The sequence below is a fragment of the Stenotrophomonas sp. GD04024 genome (assembly GCF_029837545.1).
GTDB lineage: Bacteria > Pseudomonadota > Gammaproteobacteria > Xanthomonadales > Xanthomonadaceae > Stenotrophomonas > Stenotrophomonas forensis.
Genome location: NZ_JAOEDV010000027.1, coordinates 1 through 24,595 on the forward strand (window position 1 = coordinate 1; position 24,595 = coordinate 24,595).

24 protein-coding genes and 1 tRNA gene are annotated in these 24,595 nt (G+C 64.9%); 16 read left to right on the top strand and 9 right to left on the bottom strand.

What is annotated here, in order from left to right; all coding sequences use genetic code 11:
- The 4 genes from N7590_RS10910 to thiS form a co-directional block, all read right to left on the bottom strand.
- A complete protein-coding gene (locus N7590_RS10910; protein WP_279935482.1) occupies nt 1-1,848 on the bottom strand; it encodes an SLC13 family permease in 1,848 nt (615 codons plus the stop codon).
- 27 nt (nt 1,849-1,875) lie between these two features.
- Entirely contained in the window at nt 1,876-2,610 is a 735-nt protein-coding gene (gene trmB, locus N7590_RS10915) for a tRNA (guanosine(46)-N7)-methyltransferase TrmB (protein ID WP_008268324.1), read from the bottom strand.
- Entirely contained in the window at nt 2,610-3,404 is a 795-nt protein-coding gene (locus N7590_RS10920) for a thiazole synthase (RefSeq protein WP_053450634.1), read from the bottom strand. The genes trmB and N7590_RS10920 overlap by 1 nt, the downstream gene beginning before the upstream one ends.
- Before the next feature lie 132 nt (nt 3,405-3,536).
- Nucleotides 3,537-3,737 (bottom strand): sulfur carrier protein ThiS, encoded by a 201-nt coding sequence (gene thiS / locus N7590_RS10925; protein WP_164242262.1) that lies wholly within the window; start codon nt 3,735-3,737, stop codon nt 3,537-3,539.
- Nucleotides 3,738-3,944: 207 nt separating this feature from the next.
- On the opposite strand from thiS, the gene N7590_RS10930 reads away from it, so the two are divergent.
- The 3 genes from N7590_RS10930 (at nt 3,945) to N7590_RS10940 (ending at nt 7,081) form a co-directional block, all read left to right on the top strand.
- Nucleotides 3,945-5,780 (top strand): autotransporter domain-containing protein, encoded by a 1,836-nt coding sequence (locus N7590_RS10930; RefSeq protein ID WP_164086917.1) that lies wholly within the window; start codon nt 3,945-3,947, stop codon nt 5,778-5,780.
- Between the two features lie 130 nt (nt 5,781-5,910).
- A tRNA-Gly gene (locus tag N7590_RS10935) sits at nt 5,911-5,984 on the top strand.
- A 146-nt stretch (nt 5,985-6,130) separates the two neighbouring features.
- A complete protein-coding gene (locus tag N7590_RS10940; RefSeq protein ID WP_164242264.1) occupies nt 6,131-7,081 on the top strand; it encodes a hypothetical protein in 951 nt (316 codons plus the stop codon).
- On the opposite strand, the gene N7590_RS10945 is transcribed toward N7590_RS10940, so the two are convergent.
- On the bottom strand, nt 7,068-7,427 hold the full coding sequence (locus N7590_RS10945; RefSeq protein WP_053450631.1) for a hypothetical protein: 360 nt from the start codon (nt 7,425-7,427) through the stop codon (nt 7,068-7,070). The two genes, N7590_RS10940 and N7590_RS10945, sit on opposite strands and share 14 nt — an antisense overlap.
- Nucleotides 7,428-7,598: 171 nt before the next feature.
- On the opposite strand from N7590_RS10945, the gene rimK reads away from it, so the two are divergent.
- From rimK to N7590_RS11005, 12 genes are all read left to right on the top strand, one after another.
- Entirely contained in the window at nt 7,599-8,477 is an 879-nt protein-coding gene (gene rimK / locus N7590_RS10950; RefSeq protein WP_005410807.1) for a 30S ribosomal protein S6--L-glutamate ligase, read from the top strand.
- 246 nt (nt 8,478-8,723) lie between these two features.
- A complete protein-coding gene (locus N7590_RS10955) occupies nt 8,724-9,200 on the top strand; it encodes a hypothetical protein (protein ID WP_279935487.1) in 477 nt (158 codons plus the stop codon).
- An 89-nt stretch (nt 9,201-9,289) separates the two neighbouring features.
- The gene (locus N7590_RS10960) at nt 9,290-9,763 is read left to right on the top strand and encodes a hypothetical protein (RefSeq protein ID WP_053450628.1); all 474 of its coding nucleotides are present in this window, start codon (nt 9,290-9,292) and stop codon (nt 9,761-9,763) included.
- 8 nt (nt 9,764-9,771) lie between these two features.
- The gene (locus N7590_RS10965) at nt 9,772-10,449 is read left to right on the top strand and encodes a response regulator transcription factor (RefSeq protein ID WP_005410804.1); all 678 of its coding nucleotides are present in this window, start codon (nt 9,772-9,774) and stop codon (nt 10,447-10,449) included.
- Nucleotides 10,412-11,782 carry a HAMP domain-containing sensor histidine kinase gene (locus N7590_RS10970; protein ID WP_053510696.1) on the top strand — a complete coding sequence of 457 codons (1,371 nt, stop codon included), beginning with the start codon at nt 10,412-10,414 and terminating at the stop codon, nt 11,780-11,782. The genes N7590_RS10965 and N7590_RS10970 overlap by 38 nt, the downstream gene beginning before the upstream one ends.
- A 264-nt stretch (nt 11,783-12,046) precedes the next feature.
- Nucleotides 12,047-12,451 carry a hypothetical protein gene (locus tag N7590_RS10975; RefSeq protein ID WP_053510694.1) on the top strand — a complete coding sequence of 135 codons (405 nt, stop codon included), beginning with the start codon at nt 12,047-12,049 and terminating at the stop codon, nt 12,449-12,451.
- Nucleotides 12,452-12,683: 232 nt separating this feature from the next.
- Nucleotides 12,684-15,293, top strand: a complete 2,610-nt coding sequence (tssI, locus tag N7590_RS10980; protein WP_164242266.1) for a type VI secretion system Vgr family protein — start codon at nt 12,684-12,686, stop codon at nt 15,291-15,293.
- A complete protein-coding gene (locus N7590_RS10985; protein WP_164242268.1) occupies nt 15,286-16,101 on the top strand; it encodes a DUF4123 domain-containing protein in 816 nt (271 codons plus the stop codon). The genes tssI and N7590_RS10985 overlap by 8 nt, the downstream gene beginning before the upstream one ends.
- Nucleotides 16,098-16,697: a DUF3304 domain-containing protein gene (locus tag N7590_RS10990; RefSeq protein WP_164242270.1), complete on the top strand. Its 600-nt coding sequence runs from the start codon at nt 16,098-16,100 to the stop codon at nt 16,695-16,697. The genes N7590_RS10985 and N7590_RS10990 overlap by 4 nt, the downstream gene beginning before the upstream one ends.
- 41 nt (nt 16,698-16,738) lie before the next feature.
- Nucleotides 16,739-17,083 carry a hypothetical protein gene (locus tag N7590_RS10995; protein ID WP_279935490.1) on the top strand — a complete coding sequence of 115 codons (345 nt, stop codon included), beginning with the start codon at nt 16,739-16,741 and terminating at the stop codon, nt 17,081-17,083.
- Between the two features lie 271 nt (nt 17,084-17,354).
- Entirely contained in the window at nt 17,355-17,981 is a 627-nt protein-coding gene (locus N7590_RS11000; RefSeq protein WP_164242274.1) for a DUF3304 domain-containing protein, read from the top strand.
- Nucleotides 17,982-18,157: 176 nt separating this feature from the next.
- Complete coding sequence (locus N7590_RS11005; RefSeq protein ID WP_239544457.1) at nt 18,158-20,143, top strand: DUF2235 domain-containing protein; 1,986 nt, start codon at nt 18,158-18,160, stop codon at nt 20,141-20,143.
- A 308-nt stretch (nt 20,144-20,451) separates the two neighbouring features.
- Here the strand turns inward: N7590_RS11005 and N7590_RS11010 are convergent, their stop codons facing one another.
- From N7590_RS11010 to N7590_RS11025, 4 genes are read right to left on the bottom strand one after another with little or no spacing between them, the layout of a single operon-like run.
- Nucleotides 20,452-21,036: a hypothetical protein gene (locus N7590_RS11010; protein WP_279935492.1), complete on the bottom strand. Its 585-nt coding sequence runs from the start codon at nt 21,034-21,036 to the stop codon at nt 20,452-20,454.
- Nucleotides 21,005-21,616 (bottom strand): dephospho-CoA kinase, encoded by a 612-nt coding sequence (gene coaE / locus N7590_RS11015; protein ID WP_164242420.1) that lies wholly within the window; start codon nt 21,614-21,616, stop codon nt 21,005-21,007. Before coaE ends, N7590_RS11010 begins: the two co-directional genes overlap by 32 nt.
- Nucleotides 21,617-21,627: 11 nt before the next feature.
- On the bottom strand, nt 21,628-22,491 hold the full coding sequence (locus N7590_RS11020; RefSeq protein WP_279935493.1) for an A24 family peptidase: 864 nt from the start codon (nt 22,489-22,491) through the stop codon (nt 21,628-21,630).
- 7 nt (nt 22,492-22,498) lie between these two features.
- Nucleotides 22,499-23,758: a type II secretion system F family protein gene (locus N7590_RS11025; RefSeq protein ID WP_053510579.1), complete on the bottom strand. Its 1,260-nt coding sequence runs from the start codon at nt 23,756-23,758 to the stop codon at nt 22,499-22,501.
- A gap of 354 nt (nt 23,759-24,112) precedes the next feature.
- Between N7590_RS11025 and N7590_RS11030 the strand changes: the two genes are divergently transcribed.
- Entirely contained in the window at nt 24,113-24,535 is a 423-nt protein-coding gene (locus tag N7590_RS11030; RefSeq protein ID WP_004154422.1) for a pilin, read from the top strand.
- Nucleotides 24,536-24,595: the final 60 nt, after the last annotated feature.

Sequence of the window (24,595 nt, forward strand, 5' to 3'; positions counted from 1 at the left end):
TCAGAACATCAGGTTGATCATCAACACCACCACGCAGGTGTAGATCAGCGACAGCGGGCCGCCGACCCGCCACATCTCGCGCGGGGTGTAGTTGGCCGGACCGGTGATCATCGAGATCACCGGATTGGAGGCCGTCATCAGGTTGTTGGACGCCGACAGCGCCACGATCAGCGCGAATGCGGTCGGGCTGCCGCCGGCAGCCAGCGCCAGGTTCACCGCGATGGGGACCATCACGATGGTCGCACCCACATGGCTGATCACCAGCGAGAACGCGGTGGTCAGCAACGCCAGCGCCACTTCCAGCACCCACAGCGGAATACCGGTGGGCAGCTTGTCGATGGTATGGCCGGCCACCCACGCCGCCGCGCCACTGGAGTCCATTGCCCAGCCCAGCGGAATCAGCCCGGCCATCATGAACACCGTCTTCCAGTTGATCGAGGCATAGGCCTCGTCCATGCGCAGCACGCCGGTCAGCAGCATGCCCGCCACGCCGGTCATCAGGGTCAGCGCCACCGGCAGCTTGCTGGTCAGCGCGATCAGGATGGTCAACGCGAAGATCGCCATTGCGATCTTGAACTTGTGCGGGCGCTGCTCGCCGGTCGGGTAATCGGTCACCACCACGAAGTCCCGGCTCCTGGCGGCCTGTGCCAGGTCGGTCCAGATGCTGTGGAAGACCAGCATGTCGCCCGCGCGCAGCTGCACGTCGCGCACGTCTTCGCGGATCACCTGCTTGTCGCGGTTGATCGCCAGCAGGCTGATGCCGCGCTCCTTGCGCAGGCGCAGGTCGGCCGCGCTCTTGCCGATCACGTTCGAGGTCGGCGGCACCACCGCCTCGGAAATACCGGCGCGGCTGGGATTGAACAGGTCGCCCAGGTGCTTCAGGCGCGAGGACATGCGCAGGAACTGGTTCTGCGCGAAGTCGCTGATCTGCTGGCGCCGGCCCATCGCACCGAGCACGCTGCCGACCCAGATGCGCATCTCCGCAGGCGGTGCCAGGCGGGTGTCGTTGCCGGTCTTCAGGGCCAGCAGCAGCGGTGCATCGTGCAGGTTCTCCGCCTCGCCCAGGGTCATGCCCACCAGCGGGCTTTCGGCGCTGACCACCAGCTCGAACACATCACCTTCGATGCCGTAGGTCTTGGCGAAGTAGCTTTCGGTACGTGCCGGGGTGACCCCGTCGTTGACCAGGTTCTCTTCCTCGATCAGCTTGCGGTCGCCGTAGTAGCGGAAGTACAGCAGCGAGGCAACCAGCAGCGCCACGCCGATCGGCAGCGGCGCGAACATGCGCAGCGGCTCGATGGTGGCCAGGCCCGAGGGCAGGTTGTTGTTGGCCGAGGCCAGAAGATCGTTCAGCAGGATCAGCGGCGAGTTGCCGACCATGGTCAGCGCGCCGCCCATCACGATCGCCGCCGAGATCGGCAGCAGCAGGCGCTGCAGGGTCAGCCCGGTGCGCGCGGCCAGTCGCGAGGCGACCGGCAGGTACAGCGCCATCACCGACGGGTTCTGCATGAAGGACGAGTTCAGGCCGGCAATGGCCGTGGTCATCATCAGCAGCCGCTGCTCGACGCCATGGCCGCGCCGCAGCAACCAGGCGGCCAAGCGGTTCAGTGCCCCGGTGCGGTCCAGGCCCGCACCGAGGATGGTGGTGGCGATGATGCTCATCACCGCGTTACCGGAGAAACCGCCGAAGATCTCCTCCGGCGCGATCAGCCCGGTGACGCCTAGCACCACCAGCACCACCAGTGCGACCACGTCGGCACGGATGCGCTCGAACAGGAACATCGCCATCGTGAAGCCGACCAGCCCAAGCACGAGCTTCATGTCGTTGGTCAGCGTCAGCGCGGTATCCATGTGGGGCGCGATGTCCTCAGGCGATCGTCAGGTGCGGTCGTACAACAGGTCCCAGACGCCATGGCCGAGCTTCTGGCCGCGGGTCTCGAAGTGGGTCTGCGGGCGCCAGTCCGGGCGCGGCACGCTGCCGCGCGGGCCGGCACGGTTGACCAGGCCGGCGGTGGCGTCGAGCACGTCCCACATCTGCTCGGCGTAGTCTTCCCAGTCGGTCGCGCAGTGCAGGCGGCCACCCGGGCGCAGCTTGCGCACCAGCAGGTCGGCGAACGCCGGCTGCAGCAGGCGGCGCTTGTTGTGGCGCTTCTTGTGCCACGGGTCCGGGAAGTAGATGCGCACTTCATCCAGCGCGCCGTCGGCGATCTCGTTCTGCAGCACTTCCACCGCATCGTGGTGGTACAGGCGCACGTGGTCGGCGTTGTCGTCGGCCAGCGCGTTCAGCAGGCGGCCCACGCCGGGTGCATGCACCTCGATGCCAATGTAGTCGCGTGACGGATCGTGCTGGGCCGCGAAGCGCAGCGCGGCGCCGTTGCCGAAGCCGATTTCCAGCACCTTGTGGGCGGGGCGACCGAAGGTGGCATCCAGATCGCGCGGCTGGCCGTTGTAGTCGATGCCGAAACGCGGCCAGCGTTCGTCGAACGCACGCTGCTGGGCGGGCGTGAATCGGCCCTGGCGCAGCACGAAGCTGCGCACTTCACGGCGGCCTTCGCTGACGGTGAAAGGCTTGGGCGGGGCCTTGGAGCCGGCGCTGTCGAAAGGATTGGTCATCAGCCGATCAGCCCATCCACCGGAGATGAGGCGCTGGCGTAGCGCTTGCGCGGGATGCGCCCGGCCAGGAACGCCTCGCGGCCGGCTTCGACCGCCTTGCGCATCGCGCTGGCCATCAGCACCGGGCTGCGCGCGCCGGCGATGGCGGTGTTCATCAGCACGCCGTCGCAGCCCAGCTCCATTGCGATCGCCGCATCCGAGGCGGTGCCGACGCCGGCGTCGACGATGATCGGCACCTTGGCGTCTTCGATGATCTGCAGCAGGTTGTACTTGTTCTGGATGCCCAGGCCCGAGCCGATCGGCGCGGCCAGCGGCATCACCGCGGCGCAGCCGATCTCTTCCAGGCGCTTGGCCAGGATCGGGTCGTCGGAGGTGTAGACCATCACCTCGAAGCCATCCTTGACCAGCTGTTCGGCGGCCTTGAGGGTCTGCACCACGTCCGGGTACAGCGACTTCTGGTCGCCCAACACTTCCAGCTTGGTCAGGTTGTGGCCGTCCAGCAGCTCACGGGCCAGGCGGCAGGTGCGCACGGCGTCCTCGGCGGTGTAGCAGCCAGCGGTGTTGGGCAGGATGGTGTAACGGTCCGGCGGCAGCACGTCCAGCAGGTTAGGTTCGCCCGGGTTCTGGCCGATGTTGGTCCGGCGGATGGCCACGGTGACGATCTGGGCGCCTGCAGCCTCGGTGGCCAGGCGGGTTTCTTCCAGGTCCTTGAACTTGCCGGTGCCGGTCAGCAGCCGCGAGCCATAGGTCTTGCCGGCGATCACCAGCGAATCGGGGGAGACATGAACGTTCATGGCGCGATTATCGCTTATCCGCCTGAAGATGGGGTCACGCAACCAAAGGTAGTGCCGGCCGCTGGCCGGCAGATGTGAGGCGTCAGACAGCGTCGGATGGCCGGCCAGCGGCCGGCACTACCCGGAATGGCCTCAACCGCCGCCCAGCGCGTGCACGATCTCCACCACGTCGCCCTCGGCCAGGACATGCTCGCCATGGTGGCTGCGGCTGACGATCTCGCCGTTGACCTCCACCGCCACCCGGCGCTGCAGCAGCTGCTCGGCCTCAAGCAGATCGTGAAGGGTCGCCGAAGCGGGCAGGGTACGGGGTTCGCCATTGAGCTGGATGTTCATCGGCGCATTGTCGCTGATAGCCCGGCGGGATCGGAACCGTTGCAATCTGCGCCATATGCCACGTCCTGCACAGCACGCTGGCGCAGGGCCGGGTGACAATCCATGCGGCGGCGCAGCGTGAGCAAAAGGCGGCGCGGTGAAACCATTCACCGTGCGCCGGCGTACGTCCGCCGGGTCCTCAACGATTTCCCCACAGGAGTTCTTTACATGCTGCTCAGCAAACGCCCGATCCGCTCCCTGATGGCGGCCGCGATCGCGCTGGCCGCGGTTCCGGCCATGGCAGGCGAATCCCCGTATACCCACGCGGTGTTCTTCGGCGACAGCCTGACCGACGCCGGCTACTTCCGCCCGCTGCTGCCGCCCGGCGTGCAGCCGGTCACCGGCCAGTTCACCACCAACCCGGGCTGGGTCTGGTCGCAGCAGCTGGCCAATTACTACGGTCTCAACGGCGCAGCCAACGGCAACGGCCAGAACGGTGACAACTACGCCGTGGGCGGTGCCCGCGTGTCGGTGGAAGGCAGCGGCGCGCTGGGTCCGATTCCCTCGCTGAAGTCGCAGGCCGCTCGTTACCTCGCCGCAAATGGCGGCAAGGCTGACGCAAATGCCCTGTATACCGTCTGGGGTGGCGCCAACGACCTGTTCGCGGCAGCGGCAGCGCCGGCACAGGCGCAGGCCATCATCGGCGCGGCCGTCACCGACCAGATCGCCCTGGTCGGCGCGCTCAAGCAGGCCGGCGCGCAGTACGTGCTGGTGCCCAACCTGCCCAACGTCGGCCTGACCCCGTCGTTCCGTGGCCCGAATGCCGGTGCCGCCACCGCGCTGTCGGCCGGTTACAACAAGGCCCTGTACGGCGGCCTGAAGCAGGCCGGCATCGAGTTCATTCCGCTCGACACCTTCACCGTGCTGGGCGAAGTGGCCGCCAACCCGGCCATGTACGGCTTCACCAACGTCACCAGCACCGCCTGCAAGATCGATCCGACCAATCCGACGCAGAGCATCCTGACCTGCAACCCGACCAGCTATGTCAGCCCGGATGCGGCCAATACCTATCTTTTCGCCGATGGCGTGCATCCGACCACGGCCGGCCACCAGTTGCTGGGCCAGTACGCGGTCTCGGTGCTGGAGGCCCCGCGCCTGCAGCAGGTGCTGAGCCACTCGGCGCAGACCATCGGCCGTTCGCGCGCCGACCAGGTCAGCATGCACCTGGGTGGGCGTCCGGCCGACGGCCTGTCCTGGTGGGGCGGCGTGCGCGGCGACCTGCAGCGCTACGACCACGCCGACCTGTACGACGGCCTGGCGCCGGCCGGCCTGTTCGGTGTCGACTGGGCACGCGACGGCATGGTGTTCGGCGGCTTCGCCGGCTTCGGCCGCCTCAATGCCGACTTCGGCAACAGCCGCGGTGACTTCACCCAGAAGGACACCACCGCCGGTCTGTTCGCAGGCTGGTACCACGACCGCATCTGGGTCAACGGCCAGGTCAGCTACACTTGGCTGTCCTATGACGTGAACCGCAAGGTCCAGCTGGGCCCGGCCACCCGCGAGCACGGCGGTTCGCCGGACGGCAGCAACCTGACCGCAGCGCTGAACGCCGGTTACGAGTTCGGCACCGAGGGTGGTTTCCGCCACGGCCCGATCGCTTCGGTGATCTGGCAGAAGGTGAAGATCGACGGTTACACCGAAAGCGCCGCGACCGGTACGCTGGCCACCGCGCTGGGCTATGACCGCCAGAATGTCGATTCGACCGTCGGCCGCATCGGCTGGCAGGCCCGCTTCGACGGCGGTGCGGTCAAGCCGTACGCACAGCTGACCTACGACCACGAGTTCGAAGACACCAAGCAGGCCAGCGCCTGGCTGCAGACCCTGCCGGAACTGGGCAGCTATCGCGTGCCGGGCCTGAACTTCGACAAGAACTACGCCACCGTCGTACTGGGTGCCCGTACGGAGATGTTCGGCCTGCAGAGCAACTTCGGCCTGAGCGCTTCGGCCGGGCAGAAGCGTGCCCAGGACGCGACGCTGTTCGCCAACTTCAGCGGCAGCTTCTGATCCACGCGTCATCCCGGGCACCGCACGGTGCCCGGGATGCCTGACAACAGCGCCGGACCGTGTCCGGCGCATGCGGCGCGGCCAACCATTGCGCAACACCGGCCCCAGCGCATAGACTTTCCACCGCAACGCGGGCGTAGCTCAATGGTAGAGCTGTAGCTTCCCAAGCTACTGACGTGGGTTCGATTCCCATCGCCCGCTCCATCGCACCTCCTTCTTTTGCACCGCAGATTCGGGCGCTCGATGCCCGCTTTCGTATGCCTGTCGATCCAGCCTTGTGACCGACGTGCAGCATCACTAGAGTGAATGCCCCTTCACGACGGATGATGACGTTGGGACAAGGAATGAGGATGCGGGCCAGCTCACGATGGAACACCTTTCTGCTGGCTCCAGTGCTGGCACTGGCAACGACAGCGTGCACGGACAGCACGGCCCCTTCTGAAGCCGGACATGCAGCGCGCACCGCAAGCGCCACGGTCATCCCCGCCACAGGAGTCGCGAACTCCGGCATGGCGGCCACGGGAAATGCGCCCGCCGCCTATCGGAAGTACTACACCGCTCGAAACGTTCAGCCGTTGATGGCGGACCTTGAATTCCTGTCCAGGAGCGGCGACGCGAACGCGAGTTTTGTACTCAGCCGCATCCATGACGACTGTGCCGTCATTCCTGACTGGGGCTCGCTCGCGGGATTGGACATCGCACAGGAAAAGAAGGTCGCACTCCAGCGCAGCACGGCGTGGTTCAAGGCGCGATGCGAAGGAATGCCCGAGGACGTTGTGAGCGGCTTCCGCAATCTGAAGCGCTACCGGGAACTGGCGGTGAATCAGGGAAGCCTTGCTGCACAGATCGAACAGGCGGCGCCTGGCCTCCACCTCGCTGATCAGGATCTTTCGGTGGAGGACCACAAGACGTTTGTCGAAGCCGTGCTCATGCAGGACGACGGTGAAGCCTACATGGCACTTGCGGCAACCATGGGGGAAGCCGCCTCCCACCGCATCGAAGCGTTGAAGCCCTACAAGGCGGGCACAGCCGTCGAGGAAGCTGCATGGATGCTGGCGGGCTGCCGAAAGGGCGTACCGTGCGGCGCCGATTCCCCCATCCTCCAACGCATGTGCCGCGCCGGTGTGTGTGGTTACAACTCGCTTGAGGAGCTGTACAGCCATGGGGCGCTTGCGCCCGAGCAGATGCAACAGGCGCGCGCACGGATGGAGGAAATCATCGCACTGTCGAAAGGTGTCTCCGGCAACGATGGTTCCATCGCCGGAGACGTTGTCGCGGGGCGGCCGGTCAGTCGGAATTGAAGCCGGGGGCCAGCGGACCGGGCAACGTGTGTTCCGGCCACGGCATCAACAAGGTGCAGGCGTCATACAGGCCGCAGAAATCCTGCCGCAGGTCGGCCGGTACCCAGCCTCCGTAGCTCACCTCGGTCGAGTCGCCGTTGCAGGCATAGGTGACATCGATCCAGCGGGTGTTGGTATGTGAGGCAGCCCCCTGGTGTTGGGTTCTGCCGGTGCAGTAGCGCAGGCTCTGGCCAATCAGCGTGTTGCTGGCGTCGAAATAGAGCCGGGAGACTGCATGGGTGGGCGCGGCATGCACTTCGGTGGCGCCACCCGCCAGGCCAAACAGCAACAACAGCGGAATTCCCATTCGCATCTGTGGTTCTCCTTGGGTTGTGTAAGCCGGCCGTGTTCCTGTCCTGTGGCCGGCGTGGCCATCTTGGCACAGCCTCTGCGGCGGTGCCGGCGTCATCGGGCGCGGCATCATCCGCCCGCCACACGCGCGCGCTATGCTGCGCGCCTGCCGCCCGATCCCGCCGCGATGAAGCTCGCCATCCTGTCCCGCAACAGCTCCCTGTATTCCACCCGCCGGCTGGTCGAGGCGGCGCGCGCGCGCGGCCACACCGTGCGTATCCTTGACCCGCTGCGCTGCTACATGCGCATCGCCGCCGATGGCTTCTCGATGCACTACAAGGGCCGGCCGATGACCGGCGTGGACATGGTCATCCCGCGCATCGGTGCCTCGATCACCCGCTATGGCACGGCCGTGCTGCGCCAGTTCGAGCTGATGGGGGCCCGCACGCCCAACCCGTCCGATGCGATCCTGCGCTCGCGTGACAAGCTGCGTGCGCACCAGCTGCTGGCTGCCAAGGGCATCGACATGCCGGTCACCGTGTTCGGCGACAACCCCGACGACACCGTCGACCTGCTGTCCATGCTCGGCCCGCCGCCGCATGTGGTGAAGCTCAACGAGGGCACCCAGGGCCGCGGTGTGATCCTCACCGAGAAGGCCAGCGCCTCGCGTGGCATCGTCGAGGCGCTGCGTGGGCTGTACGCCAATTTCCTGATGCAGGAGTTCATCGGCGAGGCCAAGGGCGCGGACCTGCGCTGCTTCGTGGTCGGTGACCAGGTGGTGGCCTCGATGCAGCGACAGGCGCCGGAGGGCGACTTCCGCTCCAACCTGCATGCGGGCGGTACGGCGGTGGCGGCCAAGGCCAGCCGCGCCGAACAGCAGGTCGCGGTACGTTCGGCCAAGGCGCTGGGCCTGTCGGTGTGCGGGGTGGACCTGATCCGTTCCGCGCGCGGCCCGCTGGTGCTGGAGGTCAACTCCACGCCGGGGCTGGAGGGCATCGAAGCGGCGTGCGGGGTGGACGTGGCCACGCGCATCATCGAGCACGTGGAGAAGCTTAAAAAGCCTTGATTATTCAGTTGCTTATAAATCTCATGGGTTGATGAGGCCGGGTTTAACATGCCTTTAATCGGCCCCGGCGTAGCCTTCAGCGAACCGCAGCTCTGCCTCTCAGCAGGATCGGTATCGGGATACATCTTCAGACCCAGGCGGGGGCACCGCCTGGGTCTTTTTTATGGGCGTCGCGCACCGCTTGTGGAGGCGCCGTGACGGCCGTAGAGTGGCCTCCATCGTTCCTGGATGGATCGGAGGCAAGCGATGTATCGCGTCACCATGATCGCGTTGTTGCTGGGGCTGGCAGGCACGGCTGTCGCCAAGCCGGAAAAAGCCGTTGTACAGATGGACCGGCAGATGCCGGTGGCCGAACAGGTCCGGAAGGTCGAGAAGGCCCTGGACGACGGCGACTACAGTGAGATCTCCGCAGATGACCGCGCCCAGGTGCGACAGGCACTGGCGCGCATCACCCAGCGGATGGGGGACCGCCAGACGCTGCAGGAACTGCCGCCGCAGGTCCAGAACGACGTCTTCAACGACCAGGAACGGGTCAATACCCTGCTTGCCCGGGCCCATGATGACAGCCGGCAGGTCTACCAATACACCCGCACCACCGGCAGCAACATGCCCAAAAGCCGCTGCATGACCGTGGCCGAACGGCGGCGCATCGAGGAGAAGGGCAAGGCCCTGCTCCATGACCAGCGCACCTTCACCGACCTCTCGCCTCCCGGCAACCGCTAGGCCGTCCGCCGCCCCTGCGCTTGGCACTTGCTGGCGTGAAGGTGGTGCGAATACAGTCAGCGATCCATTCAAACAAGGATTCGTTTGTCATGAAGTCCCTCCTGATGTCGGCGGTGCTGTTCTCGGGGCTGACCCTGGCCACCGTCGCCTCTGCGTCCAAAGAGTCCAGCGAAGTCTTCCTGCCCGGCAAGCCGCTGCAGCAGCAGATCGAGCGCATCGAAATCCAGCTCAACGATGGCGAGACCTACAGCGAACTGAAGCAGAGCGATCGCAGCCGGGTACGTGAGGCGCTGGTGCGCATGCGCACGGCCGTCGAGCAGCATCCGAACCGCGATTCGATGCCTGAACAGGTGCGAACCGATATCTTCAACGACCAGCAGATCGTGAACACGGTTTTGACACAAGCGCGTGAGGATAGTCGTCTAATATGCCAGCGCGAGAAGGTGACGGGTTCGAACCGGTCCACGACGCAGTGCAGCACCGTTGCCGAGCGCGCCCGGCAGAAGGACAGGGCACAGCGTGACATGAGCCAGGCCCAGCGCACCGGCAAATTCGTCAATTAGAGGTGACAGTGAGAATTCTGGTAATCGAAGACAACAGCGACATTGCGGCCAATCTGGGTGATTACCTGGAGGACCGCGGGCACACGGTGGACTTCGCGGCTGACGGGGTCACCGGCCTGCATCTGGCCGTGGTGCACGAGTTCGACGCGATCGTGCTGGATCTCAACCTGCCCGGCATGGACGGTATCGAAGTCTGCCGGAAGCTGCGCAATGAAGCGCGCAAGCAGACCCCGGTGCTGATGCTGACCGCGCGCGATTCGCTGGACAACAAGCTGGCCGGCTTCGATTCCGGTGCCGACGACTACCTGATCAAGCCGTTCGCGCTGCAGGAAGTGGAAGTACGTCTGAATGCCCTGTCGCGCCGTGGAAAGGGCGTGCAGACCCGCGTGCTGGAAACCGGCGATCTGGAATACAACCTGGATACGCTGGAAGTGCGTCGCCAGGGCAAGCTGCTGCAGCTCAACCCGACTGCACTGAAGATCCTGCAGGCGCTTATGGAAGCGGCCCCGGCCGTGGTGACCCGCCAGGAGCTGGAAACCCGGGTGTGGGGTGAGGAATTGCCCGACTCCGATTCGCTGCGCGTGCACATCCATGGCCTGCGTGCGGTGGTCGACAAGCCGTTTGAAGTGCCGCTGATCCAGACCCGCCATGGCATCGGATACCGCATCGCTACCCCGGAAGCCTGATTCGGTGGCAGCGAAAGGGGAGCGTCGGCGCACGCCTTATCGGCGGCGCCTGCGCAGCCGCATCATCGTCTCGTTCGTGTTGTTGGGCTTCTGCCTGACAACGCTGTTCGCGTTCGCCACCAACTGGGCCCGCATGCGGGTGGAAAACCAGTTGGTGGAAGACGTGATCAACCACAACATCGAAGAGTACGCGCGTCGCTTCTACGAGCACCCGGGGCGCAACCCGGCCGTGCCGGTGCAGCAGATCCGTGCTTACGCCTACTCGGCGGACAAATTCGACAAGGCGCGCGAGTCCTGGCCGCAATGGGCCGATCTGCAGACCGGCAACTACAACCTGAGCGGCACCGACGAGCAAGGGCAGCCGTATGCCTACAAGCTGGCCGTGCGCAAGAGCGATGATGCCTGGTTCTTCCTTGCCTATGACATGACCGACAGCGTGCGCGGTGGCAAACAGCTCAACCGCGCGCTGGTGTTGTCGGTGCTGGTGTTCAGCGTGCTGTCGCTGGTGCTGGGCTGGTGGTCGGCGTCGAAGGTGATGAAGCCGGTCTCGGATCTGGCAGCGCGGCTGCGTGCCTATCGCGGCGGCACCAGCGATCCCGAACCGCTGGCGCCGCGCTTCCCCGACGATGAGGTGGGGCAGCTGGCACAGGCGCTGGATGATTACTCGTCGCGGTTGACCGAGGTGGTGCAGCGCGACCGCGAGTTCAATGCCGACGTCAGCCATGAACTGCGCACGCCGCTGGCGGTGATCCGTGGCGCCACCGAGCTGCTGCTGACCCGCCCCGGCCTGGATGAGAAGGTGCTGCAGCGCCTGCAGCGCATCCAGCGCGCCGAACAGCAGTGCAGCGACCTGATCGGCGCGCTGCTGCTGCTGTCGCGCAACGAGCGCGGGCAGGGCACCAGCAACGTGGCCCGGGTGGCCGAGCAGCTGCTGGATGCGCACCGTGCACAGCTGGGTGGCAAGCCGCTGGAACTGGCGCTGGAAGGCGAACGCGATCTGGTGATCGACGCGCCGGAAGCGGCCTTGTCGGTGGCCCTGGGCAATCTGATCGGCAATGCCGTGAAGTACTCGCAGGATGGCGAAGTGCGCGTGCATGTGAGCGCCAACGCGGTTTCGGTGACCGACAGCGGCCCGGGCCTGAGCGAAGAAGACGCGGCCAAGCTGTTCCAGCGTGGCTATCGCGGTACCCATGCCGGCCATTCGCAGGGCGGCGGCATCGGCCTGTCGATCGTCAGCCGCCTGTGCGATCTGTACGGCTGGCAGGTAAGCGTGCGCCCGGGTGGCGAGCGCGGCGTAATCGCCACCCTCACGTTCTCGCCGAAGCCGTTGTAAGGGCCGCTGCTTTGGTAGGTGCCGACCTTGGTCGGCACGTGAGCCCCACGCAGGGCGTGAATCCACTGTCGTACGCAGCACGAATACGCCCGTCCGGGGCCGTCCGGTTCGCGATCCCCGCGGGCGTTGTGGCGCTGTTGCGTGTCAGGGCTCACGGTTCGGCGATCTGATTGCGCTGTTGGCGCATTTGCCCCCTGACGGACCGACGAGCACAGAGTCAGATGCTTCTGCCGGGATCACCCACCGTCCGCCAGGAGCTGCGCCATGTCATACCGCACCCATTACCCGAACCTGTATCAACTGGTCGGCGAATCGATCAGGCAGCTGTCTGTCGAAATCGCCCAGCGCGTCGAGGACGTACTGTCCGGGCCCGATGGCCTGATGCCGATGCTGAAGGGGCAGATGGACATCGACGGTTCCACGCAGCGCACCGGGCTGAGTGCCCCGGAGGCTGGCACGCTGGCAGGCATCCGGCACACCGTCGCAGGAATCACGAGCTTGACCCGGATGATGTATGCCGTGCATGTCGCACGCACCCGGGGAGGCCCGTCGCAGGTCGTGCCCCCGGATGCGATGAATGGCCTGCTGCTGGCTGCGCGGGAGCTGACCAGCCACGCACAACGGCAGTTGCGGGCCGAAAGGAATCGGGGTTCGGCGACGCTGCAATAGTCGCCGCGCGCGAGGCACCGCCCCGCAGCCGCTGTCGTATTCCGCCTTCCTGGCGGCTCGGCAACGGCTGCACGCCCCCGCGATGCATCGTGCAAGCGCTGTAATACCAAGCAGAAATTGATCTTCGACGCTTTTCAGACACTTTTCGGATTGCGTCCTCGGCATTGATCCGCCAAGGCTTGAAGCATGGAAAGCGCGTTTCTTCGCGCGCTGTGTCTGTCAAGGAACTGCCATGGATCACCGATCGTCGTTCGTTGCTGCCCACGAGGCGTCGTCGCGCGTCCATCGCTTCTGCGGCCCTACCGCGTTGCGGTTGATCGTGGAGCGCTGGCACGGCAGCGAATCGTTGTCCGAAGGCCTGCGCTGCCAGATCGATCTGCTGGGCGAGGCGTGCGAGCACAGCCTGGATGATTGGGTGGCCCGGCCGGCAAGCATCACCACACGCCTGCCGGACGGTGCAGACGTTGTCCGGGTAGGGCTGATCCGCAGTGTCGAGCGCCTGGCCTGCGCAGGCCACCTTGTGCGATACCGCGTGCACCTGGCCGACTGGACTGCCTGGCTGCATGACAGCCGCCACAGTCGCGTGTTCCAGGATCAGGACGTGGCCAGCATCATCAGCACCGTGCTCTCGGTGCACGCGCCGCTGGCGCATTGGTCCTGGCACGTTGGAAGTACTGCTGCCATCGACCGCCGGTGCCGGGGCTATCGCGTGCAGTACCGCCAATCGGACATGGCGTTCCTGCAGCAGCTGATGGCCGATGAAGGCCTGGGCTGGTGCATCCGCACGCTGCCCGATGTACCGGGCGGGCATACGATGATGATCTTCGGCGACAGTACCCGATGCTCGCTGCTGTCACGGCCCCGACGCCTGCACCAGACCCAGCGCGTGCCCGATGACGCGGGCATCGCGCTGTTGCATGAGACCTGTCGCGTCGTGCCGACCCACATGACCCGGGTGGCGGATCTGGACGATCCGTTGCGTGTGGTTTCGGCCAGCCTGCCTGTGCGCACTGTGGCCAGTGGCCCATTGGAGGACTATTCGCCGGCACGCCACGCGGCGTGGGAGACCTCGCGCGAGGCCTTGGCCGAGGTGATGCGCGACACCGAGGCAGCGTTGTGTGAGCAGCGGCGCTGGACCGGCGAAGGCACCGAGCCGGACTTCCAGCCCGGCTACGCATTCGAGGTGTTGCCAGAGCCCGGCCAGCGAGCGGTACCCGCGTTGCTGCTTACAGCGGTGCAGCACGCAGCGGTCAACACGCTGCCTGAGGTTCTCGAACTGCAGCAGCACCTGCCGCTGCACGCACTGCCCGACACCGTGCCTGCCGACCGTGCGCAGAGGCTGGGCTATGCCAATCGCTTCGAGGCCATGCCGTACGACCGTCGATGGCGACGTTCTCCGGATGGCAGGGCAGGGCGGTCGGCGGCCCCCGGCCCACAACTGGCCACCGTGCTCGGCGGCGATGACGGTGCGCCGCTGTACATGGACAGCAACGGGCGCATCCGTGTGCAGTTCGGCTTTGCCACCGACAGCAGGGCTGACAGCGGCTGGCTGCGCGTCGCCCAGACCTTTGCCGGCCCCGGCGGGGGCAGCCAGTTCCTGCCCCGCGTCGGCCAGGAGGTGGTGGTGGACTTCATCAACGGCGACCTCTGCCGCCCCATCGTGATGGGTGCGCTCTACAACGGCCGGGGCGAGTCACGCGCTGAAGCGCTGGCGTTGTCCAGCGATGCTGGCAGCAGTGCCCAGAACAACCTGGCCGGTGGCAACGCCCCGCGCTGGCATGCTGCAGGCGCGGGTGAATCGGCCCAGCGCAATGTGGGCGCCGTATGGGGCATCAGCTCGCAGAGCTGGGACGGCCTTGGCGGCAACAGTCTCGAGTTCGACGATAGCGACGACCAGCTGCAGGTGCGGCTTGGCACAACGCAATGCCACAGCGCGATCAGCATGGGTCACCTGCGTCACCTGCAACACAACTTCCGCGGCAGCCTGCGCGGAAGTGGATTCGAACTGCGCAGCGACGCGTGGGGCGCCGTGCGTGCCACGGCAGGCCTGTGGCTGGACAGCATGCAGCGCTCTGCGGCCACCCCGGCCGGTCTGCGCGCCGCGCCGGTCGCGCTGTTGCGGCAGACGCTCGTGCTGGCGCACTCCTTTGATGAAGCGGCACGGCAGCAGCGCACAGTGCGGCTGCGCGGCCACGCCGCCGAGGGCAACGGTGCCAGCGTGCTGCAGACCCTGGCCGACAGTGTGGCGGCATCGCAGCGGCTGCAGGGTGCTGACGAAGACATCCCTGCAACCGGGTCTGCGGTGCTTGGCCTGTCCGCACCGGCAGGCATCTGCCAGGTGGCCGGGCAGGCGATCCAGCTGGGGGTGGGGCACAGCACGCTGCTGGCCAGTGGCGGCAGTTCGGCGGTGACCGTTGCCGGCCATGGGCGTTGGCAGTGCCGCCAGGCCATCGGCGTGCTGGCTGGCGCGACACGCACTCCGGGGAGTGCCGGGTTGAGCGTGGTGGCTGGCCAACAGGTGCTTGATATGCAGGCGCAGGCAGACGCCGTGCACCTGCAGGCGCGCGCTGGGCTGGTGGCGGCCAGCCAGCACGGGGAGGTGCAACTGGCGGCAGGCAACACGCTGCACATCGCAACGGCCGGCGGCGCTTCGATCACCCTGGCGGACGGGCACCTGCGGGTGAGCTGTCCAGGCACATTGACCTTCAAGGCCGGCAACCGGCACTTCACCGGTCCGGTGCAGGAGCTGTTTCCGCTGCCGCAGTTCGCACAGACGGTCTGCGTGGAGTGCCTGCTGAAGGCGATGCAGGCCGGCCTGCCATGGTCTACGAAGAATGGCTGACGCCCCGTGGATCGATCCGTGGCGGCATTCCCGGTTGCCGTGGCAGACCCCCGGCGACCAGTGTGTGGACGCGCGGCCCGCCTGTGCACTGCTGGACATGGCATTCGCGCCGGACGCCTGGACGCAGCTGCGCGCGCTGGCCGCTGACGTGGTGCCGCTGTTTACGCATCGCTATACCGGCAAAGGGTTGGACCGGTTGTCGCCATGCCTGGTGGTCCTGCCGGACGAAGCCAGAGCACGCGAACGCTGCTGGCAGGCGCTGCTGGACCTGAGCAACGGCGCACCGATGCTGTCGGTGCTGCGCAGCACCGGCGACCCGCATGCATTGGCCGAGCACCTCCGGCGCATCTGGGAGGGCCGTTCCAGCACCGGCCAGCCGTGGTTGCTGCGCTGGGCCGATGGGCGTGCCGCCGCCCGTCTGCTGGATGCGCTGGACGATGCACAGCGGACGCGCGTACTGGGCGGTCTGCACGACTGGCACCTGCCTACCCGCATCGGAGATTGGATGTGCGTGACCGGCAAAGGAGGAGTGCCGTTCGATGCCGACGCCAGGCCACTCACGTTCACCGCGGCGCAGGAGGCCACACTACGGAGCGGAAGCCAGGCCGATGCCATCGCGCGCTTCATTCTGCAGCGGCCCGTGCTGCGCCCGGACGGCATGCTGCCCTCGCAGGTGCATCGCTGCGCGGAGCACGTGCTGGAACGTTTGGCACGCCGAGGCATCGATCACCCCGCGCTGGCGCATCGGATGACGATCAAGGAGGTTGCCGTGAGGAATGGGCGCCATGGCGAAGATGAGACGCCATGAAGAAGTTTCTGACGAGGGTGATTCTGATTGGACTGGCGCTGTTTGCTTTGGCAGGCCTGGTGCTGAAGTTCATGGATTTCAGGATTGGTCCACTACCGCCAGGTCCTCCGAAGCCACGCATCATTGAGCCGGATACTGGTCACGATATCACTGACGCGCCACTGGAGATGTCATTGAGAATCGGCGTAGCCAACTACTCGGATGACGGGTTGGGGACGGTCTTCATTAATGACGCTTGGGCGGGTGGGATGGAGCCACGAGCCAGTGGGAACGCTGCAACCTGCTGCGTAGCGTTGCCTCGTCTCTGGCATCCGGGGTTGAAGGTGACGGTGGTCTATCGCACCAGCAGCATGTTTCTCAGGGATCCTCAGAGCTACGTTGAGAGGGACATTCTTGTCGCGCCATATGAGCCGTTTCTAGATGGATTCATCTATTTCTTCTACTTTCCAGGTGATCAGGTGAGGGTGGTAGCTACACCTTATACGCCCGGTTATCCTGGGTTCGCATACGACATTCAGTTTGCAGGGCGTGAGCGTGACGAAGCAAAGATTGCACGGTTTCTTATGGAGACCGCTGCTGAGGAGGTAGTGCAATGAGAGTGGCTGTATCACCTCCGGCTTCTGACAGTAGTGCCAGCTTGAGTCATCGTGAACTAGCTCGCAATGAAGGTGCGAATGTCGAATCATCTTCCGATTGTGGTGCGGGGATCTTCATTGGTTGCTTCTTCGATGGAGCGCGAAATCACAGGCTGAATTATCATCGCCTGGGTAATAAAACTGAATCAAACATCTCGCGCCTTTTTGAAATTTTTAATCGCGATTTCTTCTGCTTTCCGGGTTATCAGGTGCGGGTCACGGCCACTTCCTACTCCCCAGGATATCCAGGATTCGCTTACGACATCGACTTCGGTGATGGACACGATGATCTAGAAAAGATTAAGAGATTTCTGGAAGCAACAGCGGGCAAGGAGGCGGAATGGTGAGGGTAAGGGTATCTACTCCGACGTCAGAGCAACCAACGCAGCTCAGTTCCAGTGAAGCGGGGCGATATGCGGCCTCATTGTCGGAAATCGGATCCGACTGCGGTGTGGATCTTTCAATGATCTGCTTCGCATTCCCGCCGATGTGCGTTGCTGTGTGCACATGGTGGCCGCGCATGAAGTACGCGGCTCGTTCCCGGTGGACCTGGTGGATGGCGCGAACTGCGAGCAGATCATCTACCCCAACCTGCGTCGTAGACGAGGGTGCGTTTGAATGAAGGGCGTTGAGCGAATGGCCGTGGTGAAAAAGGTGTTTGTCAGGATTGCACTGATCGGGCTTGCGCTGTTTGCCTTGGCGGGTCTGGTGCTGAAGTTCATGGATTTCAGGATGGGTCCACCACCGCCCAGTCCTCCGAAGCCACGCATCATTGACGCTGCGTCTGGCCACGATATCACCGACGCGCCGTCAGAAATGCATCTGATGATTGGAATTGCGAACTACTCTGATGAGGGATTAGGAAAAGTCTTCATCAATGATGCGTGGGGTGGTGCGATGCGTGCCCGAGCCAGTAGCAATGGCCGAACCTGCTGCGTGACGCTTCCTCGGCTTTGGCATCCGGGCCTGAAAGTAACGGTTGCTTACCGTACGAGTAGCATGTTCCTTAAGGATCCGCATAGCTATATTGAGAAGGAGATTTTTGTGCCGCACTACAAGCCCTTCTTGGATGGTTTCATCTTCTTTATGTATTTCCCTGATGATGAGGTGAGGGTCATAGCTACGCCATATTTTCCGGGTTTCCCTAAATTTGCTTACGATCTTGATTTTGCCGACAGCGAGCGTGATCCAGAAAAGATCAATGGATTTCTTGAGGTGACGGCAAGGGGCGGGGTGACAGAATGAGAGTAAATGTGGCGCCTCCGGTGTCAGATCCTTCGGCGCAACTCAGTTTGACTGAACTAGGGAGATACTCCTCTTCCCGTATGGGGACTGAAACGGATTGCGGAGTAGACGTGTCAATGGGCTGCTTCTTCGATGGGACTCGTAATCACAGGCTGGCATCGAAGAAGCGTAAGGACATGAGCGAGAGCAATGTGTCTCGACTCTTCGACGTCTATGATCTAGGGCGAGCCAAAGGAATTGGTCGTCGGCCAACCAATTTTGCGAGCTACATCCAAGGCGTCGGCACCGAGGCGCTGAGAGAAATTGGCGACACCGGCACCGGCTGGCATGCCCGTGCCGGCGCGGCGGCGGGCTGGGGCGGCGAGGGTCGGGTGAATTGGATGCTGATGAAGGTCCAGGACCACCTCTTGACCCATTTTGCAGAGACAACCGTCACGACCGCGATGGGCTTCGATTCCACCGTCCCCATCGCGCGCAAGATGAGTGCCGATCTCCGCTTGCACCTGCAGGACGTAGAGCGCTTGGCGCAGGCGGCGCGGATGTCGCTGTCCAACTACCTAGCGGTCAACCAAGGGCAGGAGGAAATCGATCTTCGCAACTCACTGAGCGGCGGCTTCTGGAACATGGTGGGCGCGTTGCAGCGGGTGCGCGGAACCCATCTGGCGCGCGCCGATCACGTGGGGCGCCGGGCAGTCTTGCAGGAGCGACGCGCTTTTCTTGCGAAGAAGGTGGCCCCGTTCCAGAAACAGAATCCCCGTGTAGACCGCATCCGTATATCGGTGTTCGGCTTCTCGCGCGGCGCCACCGAGGCGCGCGTGTTCTGCAACTGGCTCGGCGATGCGTGCGACCCAGGTCCCGGGCCCCTGCGCTTGTGTGGAATTCCGGTGCAGATCGATTTCGTCGGCTTGTTCGATACGGTCGCGTCGGTAGGTGCCGCGCAGAGCTTCTTTGAGTCGATGTTCGATGGCCACGGTGGTTGGGCGTCGGCCGAAGACCTGCGCATTCCAGCCGATGTACGCCGCTGTGTGCATATGGTGGCTGCGCATGAAGTACGCGGTTCGTTCCCGGTGGACCTGGTGGACGGCGCGAACTGCGAGCAGATCATCTACCCCGGGGTACATTCGGATGTGGGCGGCGGCTACACGCCCGGTGAGCAGGGGCGTTCGCCGAAGGATGCCGACAAGCTTTCGCAGATTCCGCTATGCGACATGTACCGGCATGCGCTGGCAGCAGGGGTGCCGTTGCTGCCGATGGACGAAGCGGATAAGGAAACCGCCGCTCAGTTCGAGGTCTCCCCGAAACTGCGCCAGCACTACAACGCGTACCTGCAGGCGATGGCGCCGTTCCTGCCGGCCAGCACCCCCGCCGCCAAGGCCAACCGCACCGCGGTGCTGATGTATGCCCATTATCGCCAGTACCTGCTGTGGCGTCGGCAGCATCTGGATGACTTCGATCGCCTGCCGGGCTACCTGCAGGCGCCTGAGCAGGACCGCGCGGACCTGGGTGGCGGCAATGCCGAGCTGGTGCAGGAGGCGCGGGCGATGCGCTACAACAACGCCACGGCCCGCCTGCGCACCGAGGAACCTTACGCGGCCCACCACGGCATGGCCACGCCGCCTCGGTTCCAGGGTATTCCCGTGCAGGATTTCGTGCAGGCGAGGTTGCGGGGCAAAAAGGAACAGCAGTGGCTGGATGGCCAGATCCAAGCGATCTGGGACTCGCGGCAGGCCCCGCCGGCACCCGTGGCAGCGTTTCTGGATGGATACGTGCACGACTCGCGGGCGTGGTTCAAGCCGTTCGGGCTGGACGATGACGAGTGGGTTCACGTGCAGCGGCGCGAGCGTGAGGCGTATCAGCAGCGGATGCGCGAGCTGGATGCGATTGAGCGGTCCCATCGGCAGGAGCGCGAGCGCATGCAACGCTCCGGGCAGATGTTCCAGCCGCGGGTGCCGTTGGGAATGTCGGTGCAGGAGCTGGAAGCGCTGACTGACTGGCGGCAGCGCCCCGACGACTTCGATGAAGCATTGCAGCTGACCGGGCGCGAGTACCACTGGCAGTGGGGCTATCTGCGCTGGCGCACCTGCTATCTCAATCCGCCCGGCGTGACGGTGGCCGAGGCATCGGCACGCAGGTGGCAGCGTGCGGAGGAGGCGGCCGCCTAGGGAGCGCGCGGAGTGTCGTAACCGGCGTGCTCGGCGCTACTGGTGCGGCTCAGCGCCGAGGTGCATCGCGACACCTGTGTGATGCGTTGCGCGCCTCTGGCGTGTGTCGTTGCACGAATCCTTGCAGTGGCGATTTTCCCTACAGAAATGCGCTTCGTGAGGTGGCGTGATGGCTGGGCCGGGGCGGGTGCCTTGGCCGGGATTGGCGTCCTGAAATCAACTCCAAGATGGAAAGCTTCCGATGCCCTGCGCGGCGTCGCGGACAATGCACCGCGTCTGTCTTATGGCGGACGGTGCGTGGGGATTCGTCAGAATCCGCCGGAGTTTTCATCCATCTGGGAGTTGTCCGGTACGCCAACCCGCACCGTCCGCCACCTTGCTTCTGCAGGTGGCTTGCCGTCTGCGAGGAACTCACCATGTCCGCACGCCCCGAATTTCCCCATCTTTCCGCCCTGATTGGCGATGCCGCCAACCGGCTGCCTGCCAATGCGGCCGAGCGGCTCGAAGCCCTGCTCGATGACCCCGAAGACCTGTTGCCTACCCTGCTGGCTCGCATGGATGGCCATGACGGCCCGGATGGCCGGCGGTGCGATGTGCAGGGTCTTAGCCCCGCGCAGGCCGCAACCCGGGCTGGGCTCGGGCGTACGTTGGCGGGCCTGGATGTGCTGGTCCAGGTGCTGCACGCCGCTGCAGCCGCACGCGAGCAGGGCGGTGCCCACCAGCAGCTCAGCCCGGATGTGGTTGATGGCTTGCTGTTGGGCGCCCGAGAGCTGGTCCGCCACGCGCGGCAACAGGTGGAGTAGCGCCGCGCGGTGCGTGGACGCGCTTCGGTAGTGCCGGCCGCTGGCCGGCAACCAGGTCTCAGCCCGCGGCCAAGCCCAGATACCGCGCATGCAACTGTTCCACCTGCACCTGCAGATCCTCCGGCCGCCCATCATTGACCACCACGTCATCGGTCAGCGCCAACCGCTGCGCAGGGCTGGCCTGCGCGGCAATCATCCGGTCGGCCAGTGCGGCGTCGATACCATCGCGCTGCATCAGCCGCGCGTGCTGCACGGCTTCGGGGGCATCCACCAGCAGTACCCGGTCCAGCCACGGATAGGCCTGGCGTCCGCCAACCTCGGTCAGCAGTGGAATGGCGGCAATCGCATAGGGGCTTGTGGCCTGCTCGCACTGCTGTTGCATCAGCAGGCGGATGGCGGGGTGGGTGATGGCTTCCAGCGCCACCCGTTCGGCCGGGTCGGCGAAGACGTGGGCGCGCAGGCGCGCCCGGTCCAGGCTGCCGTCGGCCAGCAGCATGTCAGCGCCGAAGCGTTCGGCGATACGGCCCAGCGCCGGGCTGCCGGCGGCCACCACGGCGCGCGCGGCCAGATCGGCGTCGGCCACCACGATGCCCAGCGCCTCGAAGCGCCGGGTCACCTCGCTCTTGCCGGCGGCGATGCCGCCGGTCAGGCCAACCACGTACCGGCTCATGGGGAATCCCCTCAGCGCAGGCCGCTCAGGACCAGATACTGCTCCACCAACGGCCCGCCCCACATGAAGTACAGCCAGCCGGCGATGGCCAGGTAGGGCCCGAACGGGATGGGCGTGGCGCGATCACGGCCCCGGCTGTACAGCCAGATCGAGCCGATGATGGCGCCCAGCACCGAGGACAGCAGGATGATCGGGAGGATGCCCTTCAGCCCGCACCAGGCACCGAGTGCCGCCAGCAGCTTGAAATCGCCGTGGCCCATGCCTTCCTTGCCGGTCAGCTGCTTGAACAGCCACCAGACCGCCCAAAGCGACAGGTAGCCCAGCGCTGCGCCGATCAGGGCGGGCTTGGCCGGCATGTACAGGTTGTCGATGCTGCCTATCAATCCCAGCCACATCAGGGGCAGGGTCAACTGGTCCGGCAACAACTGGGTGCGCAGGTCGATGCCGGACAGGGCGATCAGGAAGCAGGTCAGCACGATGGCACCGAAGCCCTGCCAGCCGAAGCCGAACTGCCAGACACAGGCCAGTACCAGCAGCGAGGTCATGGCCTCCACCAGCGGGTACTGCAGCGAGATCGGCGCCTTACAGTGGCGGCACTTGCCGCCCTGGATGACCCAGCTGAACAGGGGAATGTTCTCGTACCAGCTCAGCTTGTGCTTGCAGTGCGGGCAGTGCGAAGGCTCGACCACGATGCCCGGTGGGGGCGGTTCGTAGTAGTCCGGTTCCTCCAGGACTTCGCGCGCATCGCGCTTCCACTGCCACTCCAGCCGCTTGGGCAGGCGCAGGATGACGACGTTCAGGAAACTGCCCAGCAGCAGTCCCAGGGCGGCCACGGCGGGGTAGCCGAGGCCGGGATGCTGGTCGAGAAAAGCCATGTATGTGTTATCCGACGACGGAAGCGAGCTTGAAGATCGGCAGGTACATGCCAATGACCATGCCGCCGACGATGGTACCAATGATCACCATGATGATCGGCTCCAGCAGGCTGCTCAGGGCGTCAACGGCATTGTTGACCTCCTGCTCATAGTACTCGGCCACCTTGAACAGCATCGCATCCAGGGCGCCGGCCTCTTCGCCGATGCCGGTCATCTGGATGACCATGTGCGGGAACAGGTTGCGCTGCTTCATCGCCACATTCACGGGGTAGCCCACCGAGACATCGTCTCGCATGCGAAGGACGGCCTCCTCGTACACCGTATTGCCGGTGGCACCGGCCACGATGCCCAGCGCCTCCACCAGCGGGACACCTGCCTTGAAGGTGACGGCCGTTGTACGGGAGAAGCGGGCGATAGCACTGTTGTGCATCAGCTGCCCGATCACCGGTACCTTCAGGACCAGCCGATCCATCGTGTGCTGCAGTTTGGGCGAGCGCTTGTAGGCGGCGATGAAGCCGAAGATGGAGCCGATGATGACGATGAGTATCAGCCACCACCACGACACCATGAACCGGGACATGTTGACGATCATCTGCGTGAAGGCCGGCAGGTCCGCGCCGAAGCCCTTGAACACGTCTTCGAACTGCGGCACAACCCATACCAGCAGGATGCCGCTGACGATCAGTGCGACTGCCAGCACCATGGCCGGGTAGAACATCGCCTTGCGGATCTTGCCCTTCAGGGCTTCGATGTTCTCTTTGTAGGTAGCGACGGTATCAAGCACCGTCTCCAGTACACCGGCGCCTTCACCGGCCTTGACCAGATTCCGGTACAGCTCATCGAACTGCACCGGGTGCTTGCTGACCGCCTCGTAGAGCGAAGAACCGCCCTCGATATCGGTGCGGAGCGAGTCCACCATCTTCTTCATGCGCGGGTTCTTGTGCCCGCTGCCGATGATGTCCAGCGCCGTTACGATCGGCACGCCGGATTTCATCATGGTCGCCATCTGGCGGCTGAAGAAGGCGATGTCCTTCGGCGATATCTTGCTGCCTGCCGCACCAAAAAGCGGTTTGGGCTTGACCTTGACCTGGCCCGGGTTGATGCCCTGTCGGCGTAGTTCGGCCCTGAGCAGATTGGCGTTCTTTGCCATCTGCTCACCCTTCATCTTCACTCCGCGCTTGTCGGTCCCCTCCCAGACAAACGGCTGCAGCTCCGTGGTGCTGCGCGCCACGGGCTCCTTCTTGATCGCACTGCCACTGACAGACATATAGGCTCCCCAAGACCCGCCATCCCCAGCGGGCGTCTAGCCGTCGATGGTAGCCGGTTCATGGCCGTCTGGGCAGTTGGAAGGCGGCCCAGCGTGCGATTTCGTGCCGGGGGCCGGCCAAAGGTGACGCACTGCGTCACATTGCCGCGTCCATCGCAGATTCGGATATGGGGGGTTCCCATCCGCAGAATTGCTGCCATCATGGGCGCGGGGAAATCCAGGGGGAGGCGTGCCGGGGTTGGCACGCAACCTGCGTTGATCCACCCGCAGGGGGCAGGACCCGCTCAACTGGCCGCTGGCCGGACCGAACCTGTCCGCTGATATCAACCACCACTATCTTGGGGATGTACCACAATGAAGAACCAGAAGGGCTTCACCCTTATCGAACTGATGATCGTCGTCGCGATCATCGCCATCCTGGCCGCCATCGCTCTGCCGATGTACCAGGACTACGTGGCCAAGTCGCAGGCCACTGCCGGCCTCGCTGAAATCACCCCGGGCAAGACCCAGGCCGAAGTTCTGCTGAATGAAGGCAAGAGCTACGCCGACGCTGCTGGCATCGGTCTGACGGCGGCGACTGAGCGCTGCGCCATCTCCGGTACCGGCGATGCCGAGGACGGCACCGCTTCGATTGCTTGCGTGCTGAAGGGCAATTCCAAGGTTGCGACCAAGAATGTCACCCTGAACCGCAGTGCAGCCGGTGCTTGGACCTGCACCACTGACTTGGAAGATAAGTATCGTCCGGCCGGTTGTGGCGAAGCCGCAGCAAACCCGTAATCGATTACGGGTTTTCATGATGTGAGCAAGAGCCCCGCGATGCGGGGCTCTTGTTTATGG

Excerpts from the sequence above, each read along its gene's own strand:
- N7590_RS10960 (WP_053450628.1), top strand. The coding sequence starts at position 9,290 with ATGAAGTCCCTCCTGATGTCGGCGGTGCTGTTCTCGGGGCTGACCCTG.
- N7590_RS10985 (WP_164242268.1), top strand. The coding sequence starts at position 15,286 with ATGGCTGACGCCCCGTGGATCGATCCGTGGCGGCATTCCCGGTTGCCG.
- N7590_RS11005 (WP_239544457.1), top strand. The coding sequence starts at position 18,158 with ATGAGCGAGAGCAATGTGTCTCGACTCTTCGACGTCTATGATCTAGGG.
- tssI (WP_164242266.1), top strand. The coding sequence starts at position 12,684 with ATGGATCACCGATCGTCGTTCGTTGCTGCCCACGAGGCGTCGTCGCGC.
- N7590_RS10930 (WP_164086917.1), top strand. The coding sequence starts at position 3,945 with ATGCTGCTCAGCAAACGCCCGATCCGCTCCCTGATGGCGGCCGCGATC.
- N7590_RS11025 (WP_053510579.1), bottom strand. The coding sequence starts at position 23,758 with ATGTCTGTCAGTGGCAGTGCGATCAAGAAGGAGCCCGTGGCGCGCAGC.
- N7590_RS10955 (WP_279935487.1), top strand. The coding sequence starts at position 8,724 with ATGTATCGCGTCACCATGATCGCGTTGTTGCTGGGGCTGGCAGGCACG.
- N7590_RS10970 (WP_053510696.1), top strand. The coding sequence starts at position 10,412 with ATGGCATCGGATACCGCATCGCTACCCCGGAAGCCTGATTCGGTGGCA.
- N7590_RS10990 (WP_164242270.1), top strand. The coding sequence starts at position 16,098 with ATGAAGAAGTTTCTGACGAGGGTGATTCTGATTGGACTGGCGCTGTTT.
- N7590_RS10940 (WP_164242264.1), top strand. The coding sequence starts at position 6,131 with ATGCGGGCCAGCTCACGATGGAACACCTTTCTGCTGGCTCCAGTGCTG.
- N7590_RS10920 (WP_053450634.1), bottom strand. The coding sequence starts at position 3,404 with ATGAACGTTCATGTCTCCCCCGATTCGCTGGTGATCGCCGGCAAGACC.
- N7590_RS11010 (WP_279935492.1), bottom strand. The coding sequence starts at position 21,036 with ATGCGCGGTATCTGGGCTTGGCCGCGGGCTGAGACCTGGTTGCCGGCC.
- N7590_RS10975 (WP_053510694.1), top strand. The coding sequence starts at position 12,047 with ATGTCATACCGCACCCATTACCCGAACCTGTATCAACTGGTCGGCGAA.
- N7590_RS10910 (WP_279935482.1), bottom strand. The coding sequence starts at position 1,848 with ATGGATACCGCGCTGACGCTGACCAACGACATGAAGCTCGTGCTTGGG.
- thiS (WP_164242262.1), bottom strand. The coding sequence starts at position 3,737 with ATGAACATCCAGCTCAATGGCGAACCCCGTACCCTGCCCGCTTCGGCG.
- N7590_RS11000 (WP_164242274.1), top strand. The coding sequence starts at position 17,355 with ATGAAGGGCGTTGAGCGAATGGCCGTGGTGAAAAAGGTGTTTGTCAGG.
- N7590_RS11020 (WP_279935493.1), bottom strand. The coding sequence starts at position 22,491 with ATGGCTTTTCTCGACCAGCATCCCGGCCTCGGCTACCCCGCCGTGGCC.
- N7590_RS11030 (WP_004154422.1), top strand. The coding sequence starts at position 24,113 with ATGAAGAACCAGAAGGGCTTCACCCTTATCGAACTGATGATCGTCGTC.
- trmB (WP_008268324.1), bottom strand. The coding sequence starts at position 2,610 with ATGACCAATCCTTTCGACAGCGCCGGCTCCAAGGCCCCGCCCAAGCCT.
- rimK (WP_005410807.1), top strand. The coding sequence starts at position 7,599 with ATGAAGCTCGCCATCCTGTCCCGCAACAGCTCCCTGTATTCCACCCGC.
- coaE (WP_164242420.1), bottom strand. The coding sequence starts at position 21,616 with ATGAGCCGGTACGTGGTTGGCCTGACCGGCGGCATCGCCGCCGGCAAG.
- N7590_RS10945 (WP_053450631.1), bottom strand. The coding sequence starts at position 7,427 with ATGGGAATTCCGCTGTTGTTGCTGTTTGGCCTGGCGGGTGGCGCCACC.